This is a genomic window from Micromonospora sp. CPCC 206171 (assembly GCF_036906755.1).
In the GTDB taxonomy this organism is placed as follows: Bacteria; Actinomycetota; Actinomycetes; order Mycobacteriales; family Micromonosporaceae; genus Micromonospora; species Micromonospora purpureochromogenes.
Genome location: NZ_JBAKHT010000012.1, coordinates 33,417 through 48,977 on the forward strand (window position 1 = coordinate 33,417; position 15,561 = coordinate 48,977).

Below are 15,561 nucleotides of genomic sequence, written 5' to 3' on the forward strand. Positions count from 1 at the left end.
GGCTCACACCTCTCAGGACGGGTTCTGGCCGGCGAGCTGCTGGATCCGGATGATCACGAACTCGGCGGGTTTGAGCGGGGCGAATCCGACGACCACGTTCACCACGCCGCGGTCCCGGTCGTCGCTGGTGGTCGTCTCCGCGTCGCAGCGCACCAGGTACGCCTCGCGCGGGGTCCGCCCGGCGAACGCGCCCTTGCGGAACAGGTCCTGCATGAACGACGTCAGGTTGAGCCGCAGCTGCGACCAGAGCGGCTCGTCGTTCGGCTCGAAGACGGCCCACTGGGTGCCCCGGAACACGCTCTCCTCGATGTAGAGCGCCAGCCGGCGGACCGGGGTGTACTTCCACTGGCTGGCCAGCACGTCCGCGCCGGCCGTCGTCCGGGTGCCCCAGTTGACCGTGCCGACCACCGGGAAGGTGCGCAGGCAGTTGAGCCCGAGCGGGTTGAGCACGCCGTTCTCGGCGTCGGTCAGCGGGTACGCCAGGGTGGTCACGCCGCGCAGCTGCGCCTCGGTGCCGGCCGGGGCCTTCCACACGCCCCGCTCGGCGTCCTGGCGGGCGTACAGGCCGGCGAGGGTGCCGCTGGGCGCCACGGTGCGCGGCTGGAAACCGTCGGAGGGGTCGGGGATACGCAGCCGGGGGAAGTGCGCGACCGCGTTCGGCCCCTTGACCCCGAGCTGGTTGATCCAGTCCAGGGCGCGGTCCGGGTCGTCCACCCCGGGCGGCGGGTCGACCAGCAGCATCGCCCGGCGCCGCTCGCACAGCTCGTACGCCGCGGACCAGACCGCCTCGGGGTCCACTCCACTGTCGACGGTGCTCGGATCGCCGTGCCGGGCCCGGGTGGCGTCGGGGATGCAGAGCAGGTTGAACAGGTCGGTCTTGAGCAGGGCGTAGAGGCCCGAGTAGGCGGCCTCCGAGCCGATCAGGGCCGCGGTGCCGGGCAGCGTGCTGCCGTAGGCGCCGGTGACCAGGTCACCCTGGCCGAGCCGCTTCGCACCGACCGGCGTGTACCGGCCCACGTTGGCCGTCGCCCCGCCCAGGCCGAGCAGGGTGGCGCCGTTGGCGACATCGCCGGAGGCGGTCACCCCGGCGACGGTGAAGGCGGCGTCCACGGCGGCCGGCGCGACCAGCGGGTCGACGTCGCCGAGGAGGCGTACCCCGCCCTCGGCGGTGGGCACGACCCGGACCCGCAGGCCGGCGGCCCCGTCGGCGGCGCCGAGCGCGGCGTTGACCTTGCGCTGCACCAGGGCGGCCACCCCGGCGGGCGAGGACGGCAGCCGCTCGCCCTTCTCCAGCACGGTCACCGTCACCGCCGCGACGGCCGGCACCGTTTTGGTGGCGTCGGCCGGGTCCGGCTTGGTGGGCCGGTCGGGCTGGACGGTGAGCCGGTAGTTCTTGCCGGCGTCGACGGTGGGGGCGCCGATCGGGGCCCCGACCGTGCCGCTGGGGACCGGCCGGCCGGCGCCGCTCGCGCCGGGGCGGGCCCGGACCAGGGACGAGCCGCGGTCGGGATCGTTGAGCAGGGTGACGGCGTAGGCGGCGCTGGTCGGGTCGGCGGAGAGGCCGGTGAACCGCTCGGTGACGCCGGTGGACCCGTCGCGCACGCTGAGGTTGAAGATTTTCGGATCGGCGGCACCGTCGTGGTCGACGTCGACCAGCAGGTTGCTGCCCCACTGCCCGGTGCTGGCGGCGTCCAGGACCAGCGCCGACTTCGGGCCGGTGCCGACCTTGTCCAGCAGCGTCACCGACGCCGCGCGGGCGTCGCTCTTCGGCACCCGGACGACCAGGGCGGCCGAGCCGCCGTTGCGGAAGAACTGCTGCACGGCCAGGCTCAGCTCGGAATCCCGGTCCACCCCGCCGAAGCGGCGCTCGAAATCGCCGAAGCTGTCCACCCGGACGGCGCGGTTCTCCGGCCCGGTGCGGACGTATCCCACGAACGCGGTCACGCCGGTCGCCACACCGATCACGGGACGGACGCCGCTCGGGACTTCCTCGATGTAGACGCCGGGGTAGCTCGGAGTCACGGGCATGACTACCTCGTCTCGGAGTGCGGGGTGGGCTGGTCACACCCTCCGCCCCCCGGGCCGGGCCGCTCTAGCGCGGAACCGACTGCGCCGAGACGCGTACCCGACACGCGGTGTCGGTCCGGTCACTCCCCGCCGACCGGACCGGCCGGCGTCGGGGGCCGATCGTCGCGCGCCCCGGCACCGCCGGGCGATGCGCCGGCGTCCGACCCTTCACGCCCGCCGGTCAGCTCGCCGCGGCGATCTCCGCCAGCACCCGCCGCTGGAACGCCCGGGCCTCGGCGCCGCTGGGCGGGACGCCCCCGGCGCGCGCGGCGACACAGCGCCCGATCAGCTCGTTCTCGTAGCCGGCGTCGGCCAGCCGGCTGCCGGCGGCGACCTTCGACAGCCACACCCCGTCCCGGGCCTTCACCAACGACCGGCAGGCGCCGAGCACCGCGTCCTCGGCGCCCGGGGCGGGCGCGTCGTCGGCGGGGATGGGCAGGGCGAGCCACCAGCGCAGCGCCTCGACGAGCAGCCGGCGCAGGTCGGCCGGGGCCAGGGCGGCGAAGACGTCGGCGGCGGGCGGGCCGAGCAGTGCGTACCCGTGCTCGTGCAGGATGTCGCGGTCCAGGCCGTACCAGAAGCGGCCGTCGGCGGCGGGCCGCTCGGCCGGGTCCCAGGTGGCGCGGAAGGGCATCTGGGACCCGGTGTTCAGCTCGACCTCGAAACCCGGTTCGGGGGTGCCGGAGCCGGCGACCGCGCGGGTGTAGGCGACCAGTTCCAGGCCGCGCGCCGGGCAGGGCAGCGCCTCGTGCCGCAGCCGGGCCACCAGGTCGCGCTTGCGTCGGCTGTCCAGCGGTCCGGCGACGACCAGCGCCACGTCCACGTCGCTGCGGCCCGGCTGGTACGCCCCCATGCCCACCGAGCCGGCCGCGTACGCCCCCACGAGGTCGTCGTCGAGGACGTCGCGGGCCGCGTCGACCAGGTCGTCGAGATAGCGCCGCACGGTCGGGTCCATGGCCGTCATCCTGCCTCGGCCCGGTCGACGGGCGGCATGCCACCCCCGGACGGGCACGGCGGGACCGCTCAGCTCGGGTCCGCGCCCCGACCGCTGCCGTCCCGGATGATCGCCTCCCCCTTGACCAGCCAGGCGACGCCGAAGGCCAGCACGGCGACGGTCTCGCACCAGAAGACCGGCTTCACCGCCTCCTGCACCGGCTCCGGCAGCAGGGTGCTCGCCGGCGCGAGCGCCACCGCCACGACGATGATCGCGCCGCAGACCCGGTAGACGCGGTTGCGGACCAGCTTCTCCGGGGTGACCGGGACGACGGCCGGGTCGGTCCGGGTGAACAGGAACAGGCAGAAGCCGGCCAGCAGCAGGAACAGGGCGGCGGCGCTGACCTGGTGCACCCGCCCGACCAGGATGTCGGTCGCGCTGACCGGGTCGTCCCGAGCCCCCGAGGCGGTGGGGAACAGCGCGACCACGACCGCCAGCGCGCCGCCGACGCTGCTCAGCACGTCGTCGAGGGGCCGGTACCGGTAGCAGATGAGGAAGACGCCGATGGCGCACATGCTGCCGACGAAGACGTCCCGCATGGCGGTGTGGTACGCCCCGCTGATCGATTCGAGCAGCGTGAGGCGCCCGGCGAAGAGGGCGTTTCCGAGGGTCACCACGAACGGCATCGCGATACCGACCAGGCCGATGCCCCGGCGCAGGCGGCGGACGGTGACCATGTCCTGTGACGGGCCCATCGCCCCTCCCCCCGGTCGTGCCGGTTCGCCCCTCAACTGTCCGTCTCGGGGCAGCACACCGTCAACGCCCCCGGCGCCACCCTGACCTTCAGCCGGGTCGTCTCGCCCCGCGCGCCGCCGTCCAGCTCGTACGTCTTCGGCACCGCGAAGCGGACCTTGATCCGGCGACCGCGGGTGATCCGGACGAACGGCGAGTCCTCGGAGCGGCCGGCGGCCATCCGGCCGAGGGTCCGCGCCCAGTCGATCGCGCCGCCGGCGGTGGAGACGCCGATCTCCAGGGCGCCGTCGTCGGGGCGGGCGTCGTCGAAGGCGGGTACTCCCCCGGTGATCGTGCCGACGTTGCCGAAGAGCACGCAGCTCGCCTCGCCGTCGAACCAGTCGGACCCGTCGACCCGGATCCGGGTACGCACCAGCTCGCCCCGCACGTGGCGCAGGCCGGTCCACAGGTACGCGGCCCGGCCGAGTCGACCCTTGAGGGTGCGGTCGGCCTCCCGGATCAAATCCCCGTCGAAGCCGGCGCCGGCCATCACCGCGAAGTGCTCGCCGTTGAGCCGGCCCAGGTCCAGCCGGCGGCGGTGGCCGTGCAGGCCGACGCGGACCGCCTCGGCGAGGTCGGTGGGGATGCCGAGGTTGGCGGCGAAGAGGTTGGCGGTGCCGGCGGGCAGGATCGCCATCGCGGCATCCGATCCGGCGAGGGCGTCGGCGCAGCGCTGCACCATGCCGTCGCCGCCCCAGACGAAGACCAGCTCGGCGCCCTTCTTGAGCGCCTTTCGGGCCTTCTTGGGTGCCTTGCGGCTCTTGGGCACCTCGTACCAGAGCAGGTCCTCGACCCCGGCGGCGACGAGGGTCGCGCGCAGCTCGTCGAGGCCGCCGCCGAGGGTCTTCTTCCGGTGGGCGACGACCGCGACCGTGCCCACGTTCACGCTGGTCGCGGGGCGCTCGTCGGTGGCCGTGCTGCGCGTGCTCATGACCGGAGGTGATACCCAGGCGCCCGGAGTCCCACGCGTCGCGGCACGAGGCGGGACCGACGCCCGCGTGGCGACGGTGTTGGCCGCCCGGTAACGCCCTGTTCACAGTTTCGACGCCGGCCGGCGGAACCTGCTGCCGGCCGGCGAATCATGGCTGGCGCGGCCGCAACACCTGGGACACACTTGAGGCCCGACACCCAGGGACGGGGGCATGGACGGCTCCATACAGGACGATGCGGCCGCGGCTTTCGTACGGGAGCTCACGCACTGGCGACACCAGCGCCGACTGTCCAAGAAGGAACTGGCGGAGCGGACCGGCTTCGACCCCTCGTACGTCAGCCACATCGAGAACGGCCGGCACCAGCCGACCGAGGAGTTCGCCCGCCGCGTCGAACTGGTGCTCGACAGCGGCAACCGGATCTGGCAGCGGTACGTCGAGTTCGCCGGCGCGCGCGGCGAGGGCCGACTGCCCGCCCTGGGCCCGACCGCCGTGCCGCCGCCCGCCGGGCCGCACCTGGTGATCGACGACGAGCAGGCCACCCTCTCCCTCGTCGACGGCTGGTACGAGTGCCGGTTCCGGCGCGTCCTGCACAGCGTCGGCACCGAGCCGATCACCCGGCACACCGTGCAGATCGACATCGACCGGTTCCCGGACGACCCGGCCCGCTCCACGGACTTCCACAGCCGCCACCCGCTCACCCTGGACGAGGTCGACTTCGCCGCCACCATCGGCGCCGACCGACCGGAACCGATGCGCTGGCGGGTGACCCGCAGCCGGGACGCCTTCCTGAAGATCGCCCTGATGTTCGACACCGGCGGCGCGCCCGTGCCGCTCTACCCCGGGCAGCGCACCGTGCTCGCCTACGCCTACCGGGTGCCGGCGTGGAAGTTCGGCGACTGGTTGCAGCGCGACATCCGGCTGCCCACCCGCCGCCTCGCCATCCGGCTGGACCTTCCCGCCGCCGCCCGTCCCACGGTCTGGGGCAGCGAGACGTCGTTCACCTCCGAGACGACCGCCGACGTGCTCCCGCGCCGCCAGGAACGCGAGGGCGTCGTCGCGTACGAGTGGCAGGTGCCCCGGCCCCGGCTGCGCGCCCAGTACCGGCTGCACTGGCGCTACGGCGACCCGAGTGCCGCCGGGGCCGACCCGGACGCGGCCGGCGGGTGGGCCGCCCACGCCTGGCCGCAGGCGTGCGGCGCGGGCCGCCCGGGTGCCGACCGGTGACCCGCCTGGCACCCGTAACGGCCGGTCAGGGCGTCGGGCGGAAGTTCCAGGATAAGGGACCGGACGGGTGTCGTTTCCGACAGATCCGGCCCCTTGTCGATGCTCTCTGTAGCGACGCGGACGGCCCGACCGTTAGGCTCGACTGCTGAGTGAGGTTGTCGCAGCCGGATCAGCTTCCTCACCCGCCGGGTTACGCACGTTGGCTGAACGCAGCACCGGAAGGCAGGCTCGAGTGACCCGAGATGGCGAGCCAGGGGCCGAATTCGCCCACCGCGCGGACAACAAGCGCGTGGCGTACGAGGTCACCGGCGCGCCCGACGGGTTTCCGGTCTTCCTGCTCCACGGTACCCCCGGCAGCCGCCGCGGCCCGAAGCCACGCGGCATTGTTCTCTACCGGCTCGGCGTCCGGCTCATCGCGCACGACCGTCCCGGGTACGGCGACTCCGACCGGCGGGAGGGTCGCGACGTCGCCGACGCCGCCCGCGACGTGGAGGCGATCGCCGACCAGCTCGGGTTGGCGCACTTCGCCGTCGCCGGCCGCTCCGGGGGCGGCCCGCACGCGCTGGCCTGCGCCGCCGACGGCGCGTTACGCGGCCGGGTGACCCGGGTCGCGGTGCTGGTGAGCTTCGCCCCGTCCGACGCCACGCAGCTGGACTGGTTCGCCGGGATGAACGGCGACAACGTGCGCGGCTTCGGCGGCGACGGCAACCGCGACACCGCCTCGCTGATCGAGCAGATCCGGCGCCGCGCCGCGCGGGCGGTCGAGGATCCGCGGATCCTGCTGGAAGAGCTGATGGTGGAGATGAGCGCGGCGGACCGGCGGGCGGTCAACGACGCGGCGCTGCGCCGGCTCATCACCGACACCTACGAGGAGGCGCTGCGCGCCGGCCCGTACGGGTGGATCGACGACGTGCTCGCGCTGCGGCGGAGCTGGAAGTTCGACCTCGGGGCGATCGACACCGCGGTGACGCCGGTGCGGCTGTGGCACGGCGCGGAGGACACCTTCGCCCCGGCCAGCCACGCACGGTGGCTGGCCGGTCAGATTCCGGGGGCCGAGGTGGAGGTGCAGCCCGGCGCGGCGCACTTCGACGCCGTCGAGGAGCTGCCGCGCATGCTGCGCTGGCTCACCGACGTTGGCGCGCCGGTGGGCCGGGACGTGCTGATCGGCAGCCGGCCCGATCAGTAGGGGTGCGGGTCGACGACCCGGCGCACCAGCCGGCCGTCGCGCAGCACCACCACGCTCGGATGCCGCTGACCGATCCGGTCGGCCAGCCGGTCGGCGATCCGGGTCCGGCCGATGCTCACCAGCCCGCCCGAGGCCATCTGGTGGACGACCTCCAGGTTGCCCAGGCCGCGCAGGGTGTCGGGGTGTTCGGGGCCGAGCACCTCGACCATCCGCTCCACGACGGTTCGCAGTCGCGCCCGGCCCTCCTCCAGCTCGCCGGAGTAGATGTCGAAGACCGCGGCGTTGTTCGCCGCCGCCATCGCGAACGGATGCCGCTCCTCCAGCGCCGCGCGCAGCGCCTCCGCGGCGGACTCGGCGAGCGCGCGGGCCGTGGCGTGCTCCCCCGCGTCCCAGGTCGCCACCGCGAGGTTGTTGCGGCAGACCAGCGCGTACGGGTGCTCGGCGCCGAACACCTGGGCGAACATCTGCCCGACCTCGGCCAGCTCGGCCCGGGCCCGGGCGCCCTGCCCCTGCAGCATCATGTTCGCCGTGCGGCTCAGCCAGCTGAACAGGGTGTCCGGGCTGGTCGGGCCGAAGCTGGTGCGCAGCCGCTCGTAGGCGACGTCGAGCAGCTCGGCCGCCTCGTCGATCTCCCCGGTGCTGCGCAGCGAGACGGCGAGGTTGGCCTGGGCGACGAGCGCGTCGCGGGAGTGCTCGCCGAAGAGCCGGCGGTAGCCCTCCACCACGCCGCGCAGCAGCGACACCGACCGCTCGTACTCGCCCACCTCGCGCAGGTCCCGGGCCAGGTTGCTGGCGGAGAAGAGGGTCCGCGGGTGCTCGGCGCCGAGCACCAGCCGCAGCCGGCGGTAGGTGCTCTCGTCCAGCTCCCGGGAGCGGGCGAACTGGCCCATCAGCTGGTAGGAGGCGGCGAGATTGTTGGCGGCGACCAGGGTGCGACGGTTGTCCTCGCCGAACACCTCCACCGAGGCGGAGTAGGTGCGCAGGTCCCGCTCCAGCGCCTCCCGGTAGCGGCCGAGGGCGCGCAGGTCGCCGGCGTAGCTGCCGGCGGTCATCAACGTGTACGGGTGGCTGGCGCCGATCAGCTCCTCCTGCTGGCGCAGGGTGTCCTCGTCGAGCTGGCGGGCCTCCTCGAACCGGCCCAGGCCGCGCAGCAGGTTCGCCCAGTTGAACCGCAGGTGCAGCAGCTGCACCCGCAGCGCCCGGTGCGGCGGCGAGTCCGGGGACAGCTCCTCCAGCCGCGTCGACCAGGTCTTGTCGGCCTGCCGCGCGTACTGCTCGCCCTGCTCGAAGCCGCCGTTGAGGTAGATGTACCGGATCCGGTCGATCACCAGCTGGCGGACGTTGTCGTCCTGGCAGGAGACGGCGTCGGAGCCGTCCAGGTGCGGCCAGAGGATGCGGAACCGGTCCTGCACGGCCGGGTCCTCCACCTCGCCCGACGGGCGCGACCCGGCGAGGATCCGGTGCACGTCGTGCTTGATCTCGTTCAGCTCGGTGTCGGACATCCGGACCCGCAGCGCGGCCTGGAGCAGGCGGTGCACCTGCACCCGCTGGGCGTGCAGGTCCACCTTGATCAACGCGAGCCGGTTGATCCGCTGCACCAGGGCCGCCGCGATGTCCCGCTCGGACACCCGGTCGGCGACCCGGGCCGCCACCACCGGGTCGTGCGGCGCGATGACCCGCGCCACCTGGTCGCCGTAGAGCAGGTCCAGGGAGATCTCCGGCGCCAGCACCGAGGAGAGCTGGAGCAGCCGGTACGCACCGGCGGACTGCTCCTTGAGCCGCTGCAGGGAGTGGCCCCACACGTCGGTCTCCGGGCCGGTGCGGGCCAGCCCGGCCAGGTAGTCGCCCACCGGGGTGCCGGTGTCGGCCAGCCAGGCGCCGGCCATCGCGACCAGGATCGGGATGTTCTCCACCGCCTCGGCGACCTGCTCGGCCTCGGCGACGCTCATCAGCTGCTCGCCGATGCGGGCGCGCAGGTGCGACACGCTCTCCGTCCGCTGGAACGCCTCCACGTCCACCGCCCGGGCCAGGTCCCCCCAGTCCGGGTTGCGGGTGGTGACCAGGACGTGCCCGTTGCCCTGCGGCAGGAAGTCCTTGACGTGCTCGTACTGGTCGGCGTTGTCGAACACCAGCAGCCACCGGGGTGGCTGGCCGCCGTCCTCGTGGCGCTCCGCGCGGCTGAGCCACTGCCGCACGGCCCGGGTCTTCTCCGGAATGGTCGGCAGCTCCGGCAGGCCGAGTTCGCGGCCGAGGTCGGACACCTGCACGTCGACGAACTGCGGCGGGTCCGCGTCGATCCACCAGACGATGTCGTACGCGCCGCGGAAGCGGTGCGCGTACTCGATGGCCAGCTGGGTCTTGCCGATGCCGGCGCCGCCGAGCAGCGCCACCGGGGTGCGCTCGGTGCCGCCGGCCTTCAGTTCCTCGCGCAGCCGGCGCAGCAACTGCTCGCGGCCGGTGAAGCGGACGTTGCGGCCGGGCGGGTTGAACACCTCCGCCCCGACGGCGGGGAAACGGGCGCCCGCCAGGCCCCGCCCGCCGTCGCCGGTGGGCCGCCCCACGAGCTTGAGCAGCTGCTCGGTGGCGGCCTCCACGCCCCGGTTGTGCACCGAGGTCCAGCTGCCGACGGGGACGTCCGGGGTGGGCGGGGTGTCGTCGAGGTGCACGGCCAGGGTGGCGCCGCCGCGCCCGACGACGTCCGGGCCGAGCCGGTCCCGCGCGGCGACGTACGCCCGGCTGACCAGCCGCAGTTCGCGGGAGGCGGTGTCGGCCTTCACCGGCGCGACGGCGCCCGGCGCGACGGTCAGCACCCGCAGGTCCGCGCCGGTGAGCACCGCCTGCACCCACTCCGCCCAGGCCTGGTCCTCGGCGGCGTGCCGCAGCACGATCAGCTCGTCGGGGACGGCCGGCTTGCGCTCGAAGCGCTGGACGGTCTGCCGGCGCAGCGCCTCGTCGAGGCGGGGCAGCGCGCCGATCCGGCCGTTGGTGATGTGGCTGGTCAACGTCTCGTACGCGGACAGCAGGGTGGTCCGGCCGCCCGGCTCGTCGCCGAAGGTCGCCAGCGTCTCCTCGTAGGCGTAGTACGCCCGGTAGGGCACCTCGACGGTCAGCCAGTACTCCTGGCGTTCGGCGTCGGTCATGCCGCTGGGCAGGCCGGCGAAGCGCTGCATCGCCAGCGTCCGGCCGGCGTCCCGCTTGCCCTTCTCCCCGTCGTCGACCCGCATCGGCACCGGCAGCACCCGCCGTGCGCGGCGTCCCTCGTAGCCCCGGACCCGGCGGGCGACCGCCGAGGCGCCGTCGATGCCCTGGTCGCTGAGGGTGAAGCAGTCCACCAGCACGTCCGGCAGGTGGATGGTGCAGATCTCGGCGACGTCGCTGATGCCGGTGCGGCTGTCGATCAGCGTGTAGTCGTAGTGCCGCTTCATGTCCTCGCGCAGGGCGTCGAAGAACTGGGCGCCGCCGAGACGGTTGTAGAAGTTGTCCCAGTTCAGGCCGGTGACGCTGGTGGCGTAGTCGGGGTTGTGCCGGCCGGCGAGCAGCAGGTCGAGGCTGCCGCCGCCGGGGAACTCCCAGTTCACCGAGAAGGCGTACTTGTGCACCCGGGCGAACTGGCGGTGCCAGTCACCGGGGCGGGCGGCGGCGTCGGACTCGGCGCGCCGCCGGGCGTTCTCCCACTCGTACTCCAGGATCAGGTCCATCACCCCACCGGTGGAGGCGACCTGCTCGGGGTCGAGGAACGGCGCGTAGAACCGATGCAGGCCGGGGGATTCCAGGTCCCAGTCGGCGACGAGCACCCGCTGCCCGTTCGCGGCCAGGATCCAGGCCGTGTTGGCCAGCGCCATCGTGCGGCCGGTGCCACCCTTGTATGAGTAGAAGGTGACGACCTGGCCATCGCGCGGTCCCGTCATCGGTCTTCCTTCCCTCGCCCTACGTCTGATGCGCCGGCCGGACGCAGGCTCGGCCGGGGCACGGCCGGGCCGTCGGGGGGATCGACCGGACCGTGTCGGAGGAACTGCTTACGGGCCTCGATCACCAGCTGCGGCGCGCAGCGCTCGAACTCGGCGATGTCGCGCACCGGCAGCACCTGCGGAAAGCGCGCGTCCTGCAACGTACCGGCGATCGCCTCGGGCGTCGTCTCGCCACGCTCGCCGTCGGCGGCGATGACCAGCGGCACCGCCCAGCGGGGCAGCCCGTCGACCGCGTCGCGGGCGGCCTCGGCGCCGATGGCGGCGTCGACCAGCACGACGGTGGGGCACTGCGGCGCCTGCGCGCGGGCGTCGGCGAAGCCGACCACCCGGGTGGACAGGCCCAGCCGCTCGGCGGTGGCCGCGACGTAGTCGGCGACGGCCAGCTCGTGCTGGTCGCCGTACGGCCGCCAGCCGGGGGCGTGCGGGGTGAGCGTGGTGACGACCAGCGCGGTCTCCCCGCTGTCGGTCACCGGGTGGCTGGTCACCGTCGCGGCGCGGGACGGGGCGAGCGGCTCGCTCTCCGCCACCGTGATGATCCGTTCGGCGAGCACCGCCAGGATGCTCTCGTACTGCCGGCGGTAGGCGCTGAGCTTGCACAGCGCCCGCAGCCCGTTCTCGGCGTAGTCGGCCCGCTCGACGTCGTCGCCGACCAGTTCCAGCGCCAGCGCCGTCTCGGGCCGCTCCTCCCAGGGCGACAGGGGCAGCCAGAGCACCGGCAGGATGTGCCGCGCGGCCCGGCCGGGCGCCAGCCGGGTGAGCCGGCTGCGGAACGAGTCCCGCTCGCCGACCGCCCAGGCGTTGCTGAAGTACTTGGGCGAGTAGAGCGGCACGAAGACGTGGGCGACGCTGAGCGCGTCGGTGAGCGTCTGCTTGAGGTCGGCGCCCGGGCTGACCAGCCCGTCGAAGAACCCCACGTCCAGCTCGCCGGTACGGCGGGCACCGCGTCGCACGGCGGCGCCGAGGTCCTGGAAGAACCGGTTGACCCAGAAGTCGGTGTCGGGGCGGGCCGACGCGGACAGCGGCACCGAGTGCGCGTAGCTCAGGAAAAAGTACGTCTGCCGCCCCGGCGGCGCGCCGGACGAGGAAGCGTCAGACCAGGTCATGCCCGACCTCCTCGAACGTCGCGCGGAGCTGCTGCAGGTCGGCGGGGACCTGGGCCTGCACCCAGTGCGTGTGGTACGCCCGGGCGACCCGCTGCGCCAGCCGCCACACCACCGCGTCGTAGGCGTCCTTGCCGTTCTTGCCGAGGCTGAGCAGGCCGTAGATGCCCTCGTCGTGGTACTGCGGGGCGATGTCCGAGGGTAACCGGGTGGGGGTGAACATCTGCCGCTGCGACACGACCGGCGGCACCCGGTGCCGCTCCACCACCGACCAGTTGACCGGGATGATCGGGGTCTCCCCCGGGGTGGCCGCCGCGCCCGGGCGCAGGGCGAACCGGCGGCGGGCGAAGGCGTCCCACTCGCGGGCGCACCAGGCGCTGTTGAGGTACTGCGGTGAGATCAGCGGGAGGAAGACCTGGCTGTGACCGGCGGCGAAGGCCAGGTCCTCCGTCCAGAGCTGCCCGCCGTCGATCATCCGGTCCATGAAGCCGGCCGGGCGCCCCGGCGGCAGGCCGAGCAGCTCGACCACGTGGTCGGAGAGGTCGACGAAGAGCTGGAACACCTTGCGGTTGGTGTCCCGCGGGGGCGCGGCGATCCGGTTCTTCGTCCGGGCGTAGCTGAGGAAGAACACGGGCGCGGACGGGTCGACCCGGAACTCTTCCTCGGTCACCTGCCGCTCCCCCGCCCGACGTGGGACATCCTGAACCGTCCACAGTATCGGCGTACGCAATACCGCGGTGTCCCCGTCACCCGCGCCGCGACCGGTCGGTGCCCGGAGCGGTGACCGCGGCGGCATCGGGGGTCACGACCAACTGTCCAGCGTGTCGCGCATCCGGTGCGCGAACCGCTCGCCGGCGGCGGTCAGCGCACCGAGGTCGAGCAGCGCGTCGAGGGCGCCGTCGGTCCAGTCGCGGTAGCGGCGGAAGGTGGCCGCCGCCGCGCCGCCGGGCCGGCGACGCCACACGTCGGCGACGGCCAGATGGGCGTACGTGCCGTGCAGGACGCCCTCCACCGGTCGCGGGTCCGCCCGCCAGGGCACGGTCAGCCGGCGCCGGTCGTGCCGGTCGAACAGGTCGCACACGTCCAGCACGGCGTGCATCTTGAGGTGCTGCACCTCGTGCACCAGCAGCACCGCGAGCGCCGCGTCGTCGCCGACCGGCGCGACGGCCACCGCGCCGAAGGCGGCCCCGGCGGCGGCACTGCGCTGCATCCCGCCCTCGTCGGCCTCCAGCGGCACCACCGCGCGCAGCAGCGTCCGCAGGCCCGGGGCGTACCCGCCGGCCTCGACGTCGACGCGGCGCAGCGCCCGGGTCAGCTGCCGGGTCCAGCCGTCGGCGGTGGCCGCCGGCAGCCGGGCCGCGACCGGCACCGCGAAACAGTCCCGGTACGGGTCGGTGTCCTCCAGCAGGACGCGGTGCCCGTCGGCGTCCGCCGCCCGCACCGGCCGCCAGCCGTCCGGCAGGTCCGGCCGGCCAGGCCGCACGGTGATCCGGCGACCACCGGCCCGCGCGGTGAACTCCCCCTCGTGGATGGACAGGAGCACCGCCTCCTCGTCGGCGTCGACGGCGAGCGCGCCGAGCGTGGGCAGGCTCAACGCTCCGTCGCGGGCCGGCACGGTGAGCTCGGCGTCGGCTCCGGCGCGGATCGCGGCGGCGGCCGCCACGCACGCCAGGTACGCCAGTTCGGCGGTCGCGTCGTCGCGGCACCGCTGCGCCCAGCGGCGGACGAACGGGTGCTCCAGCACGGCGCGGACGGCCTCGGGGGCGGTGGAATCGAGATCGACCAGCAGTTGCCACCCGGCCGCTGCCCGCTCGTCGTGCGCCGCCCGGGGGCTGAGGTCGACCAGCAGCGCGCGGACCAGCCCGAGGTGGACCGAGGCGAGGTGGCGGGCCGACTCCACGGTGCCGTAGCCGGTGCCGAGGTCGTCGAGCACGGTCGGGCTCAGCGCGTCGGCGGGCTGCCGCTGGGCGGGTACGTCGGCGGGCGTCATCGCGTGGATCAGTTCCTTGAGGTCTGCGCAGTAGGCCGAGGGATTGTCGAAGCCGGTGTCGGGGCGGTAGCGGTGGGCGAAGAGCCCGCCGCCGCACTGCCGCACGACCTCGCACTCCCGGCAGGTGGCGCAGAGGCCGGCGAGGCCGGTCTGCCGAATGGCGATCATCGGGTGGGCGGCGGCGTCGTCGACCCGGTGGCGGAAGATGTCCAGCCCGGTGGCCGGGGCGCCGTCGTAGGCCGACTTGAGGGAGTCGACCTGCTCGAAGGTCCCGTCCGTCTCGACGACGACCAGGTCGGCGAAGCCCAGCCCGACCGCCTCGGTGCGGGTGGCCCCGCCGGACGCGGTGGAGAGCAGGGATTCCAGCAGCCGGATCGGCACCGGCCGCCCGTCGGCCAGCCAGCGCCGGTGAATCGCCAGCAGCCAGTCGGCGTACGGGGTGGGCACCCCCTCGGGGCGCGCCGGCGGGCGCTCCCAGTTGGCGTGCGGGAGCAGGAAGTCGATCTGCGGCGGCTCCTGGGCCAGCAGCGCCTCGTAGACCGCGACCGGGTCGTTGGCCAGGTCGATGGTGCACAGGATGCCGGCGTAGCTGGACCGGTATTCGGGGCGGCGCAGCAGCGCCAGCCCGCGCAGCACGGCGGCGTGGCTGCTCTGGCCGCTGGCATAGCGGCGGTGCAGGTCGTTGGCCGCCAGGTCACCGTCGAGGGAGATGCCGACCTTCACGTCGTACGCGACCAGCACGTCGCAGATGCGCGGCGTGAGCAGCACGCCGTTGGACTGCATCCGCAGGTCGAGCCGCGCCACCGGGTCGATCCGACGGCGCAGCTCGGCGGCGGCGGCGGCCAGGCCGCCCGCGCCGGCCAGCAGCGGCTCGCCGCCGTGCAGCACGACGCGGACGGTGTCGAGCCCGTGCGCGGCGGCGTGTTCGGCGATCCGACGCGCCGCCTGCTCCAGTGTGGACGCCGCCATCACGTGTGGCTGGTGGCGCCAGGACTGGTCGGGATGCTGGTAGACGTAGCAGTGGTCGCAGGCGAGGTCGCACCGGCTGGTCAGCTTGAGCACGTACTGACTGAGCGGGCTGACCCGGCCGGGCGGCTTCCTGCCCGGCCCGCCAGCGTCAGATCGAAGAGCCGAAGCCTGCGACATCGACGCCGGTCGGGCGGTCGACCCTGCGGTCGTGGACCCGGGCGACGGCACGCGCCCGGGAGAGGGAGATCTGGCCGAGCGGTGTGTGCCGCAGGTCGTCCAGTGGCGGCGGGCTCGGGGTCGGGGTCGGGTCGGGACGGACTGCGATGCGATCCACGTCGGTTCCCCCATATGCGGTTGATGGTCGGTCGACATCCACGGTCGACGACACCATCGAAGATA

At 74.1% G+C, this 15,561-nt stretch carries 11 protein-coding genes; 2 read left to right on the top strand and 9 right to left on the bottom strand.

Annotated features, from left to right (window positions below; genetic code table 11):
• Positions 1-12: 12 nt before the first annotated feature.
• The 4 genes from V6U89_RS15815 to V6U89_RS15830 all read right to left on the bottom strand — a co-directional run bounded on the left by V6U89_RS15815 (position 13) and on the right by V6U89_RS15830 (position 4,724).
• Positions 13-2,028, bottom strand: a complete 2,016-nt coding sequence (locus V6U89_RS15815) for a phage tail sheath family protein (protein ID WP_334571905.1) — start codon at positions 2,026-2,028, stop codon at positions 13-15.
• A gap of 220 nt (positions 2,029-2,248) precedes the next feature.
• Positions 2,249-3,022: a nucleotidyltransferase domain-containing protein gene (locus V6U89_RS15820; protein ID WP_334571906.1), complete on the bottom strand. Its 774-nt coding sequence runs from the start codon at positions 3,020-3,022 to the stop codon at positions 2,249-2,251.
• A gap of 68 nt (positions 3,023-3,090) precedes the next feature.
• Positions 3,091-3,756, bottom strand: coding sequence for a DUF998 domain-containing protein (locus tag V6U89_RS15825; protein ID WP_334571908.1), 666 nt, complete (start codon positions 3,754-3,756; stop codon positions 3,091-3,093).
• A gap of 32 nt (positions 3,757-3,788) precedes the next feature.
• Positions 3,789-4,724 carry a diacylglycerol/lipid kinase family protein gene (locus V6U89_RS15830; protein ID WP_334571912.1) on the bottom strand — a complete coding sequence of 312 codons (936 nt, stop codon included), beginning with the start codon at positions 4,722-4,724 and terminating at the stop codon, positions 3,789-3,791.
• Positions 4,725-4,935: 211 nt separating this feature from the next.
• Here V6U89_RS15830 and V6U89_RS15835 point away from each other — a divergent pair, with 211 nt between their 5' ends.
• Positions 4,936-5,949 (top strand): helix-turn-helix domain-containing protein, encoded by a 1,014-nt coding sequence (locus tag V6U89_RS15835; RefSeq protein ID WP_334571914.1) that lies wholly within the window; start codon positions 4,936-4,938, stop codon positions 5,947-5,949.
• Positions 5,950-6,181: 232 nt separating this feature from the next.
• Positions 6,182-7,135, top strand: coding sequence for an alpha/beta fold hydrolase (locus tag V6U89_RS15840; RefSeq protein ID WP_334571918.1), 954 nt, complete (start codon positions 6,182-6,184; stop codon positions 7,133-7,135).
• On the opposite strand, the gene fxsT is transcribed toward V6U89_RS15840, so the two are convergent.
• From fxsT to fxsA, 5 genes are all read right to left on the bottom strand, one after another.
• Positions 7,129-11,043 carry an FxSxx-COOH system tetratricopeptide repeat protein gene (gene fxsT, locus V6U89_RS15845; protein ID WP_334571919.1) on the bottom strand — a complete coding sequence of 1,305 codons (3,915 nt, stop codon included), beginning with the start codon at positions 11,041-11,043 and terminating at the stop codon, positions 7,129-7,131. The genes V6U89_RS15840 and fxsT overlap by 7 nt on opposite strands.
• The gene (locus tag V6U89_RS15850) at positions 11,040-12,206 is read right to left on the bottom strand and encodes a TIR-like protein FxsC (protein WP_334571920.1); all 1,167 of its coding nucleotides are present in this window, start codon (positions 12,204-12,206) and stop codon (positions 11,040-11,042) included. The genes fxsT and V6U89_RS15850 overlap by 4 nt, the downstream gene beginning before the upstream one ends.
• Positions 12,193-12,873, bottom strand: a complete 681-nt coding sequence (locus V6U89_RS15855; RefSeq protein WP_334571921.1) for a TIR-like protein FxsC — start codon at positions 12,871-12,873, stop codon at positions 12,193-12,195. The genes V6U89_RS15850 and V6U89_RS15855 overlap by 14 nt, the downstream gene beginning before the upstream one ends.
• Before the next feature lie 132 nt (positions 12,874-13,005).
• The gene (locus tag V6U89_RS15860) at positions 13,006-15,339 is read right to left on the bottom strand and encodes an FxsB family cyclophane-forming radical SAM/SPASM peptide maturase (protein WP_334571922.1); all 2,334 of its coding nucleotides are present in this window, start codon (positions 15,337-15,339) and stop codon (positions 13,006-13,008) included.
• Positions 15,311-15,496, bottom strand: a complete 186-nt coding sequence (gene fxsA / locus V6U89_RS15865) for an FxSxx-COOH cyclophane-containing RiPP peptide (RefSeq protein WP_334571923.1) — start codon at positions 15,494-15,496, stop codon at positions 15,311-15,313. The genes V6U89_RS15860 and fxsA overlap by 29 nt, the downstream gene beginning before the upstream one ends.
• Positions 15,497-15,561 lie beyond the last annotated feature (65 nt).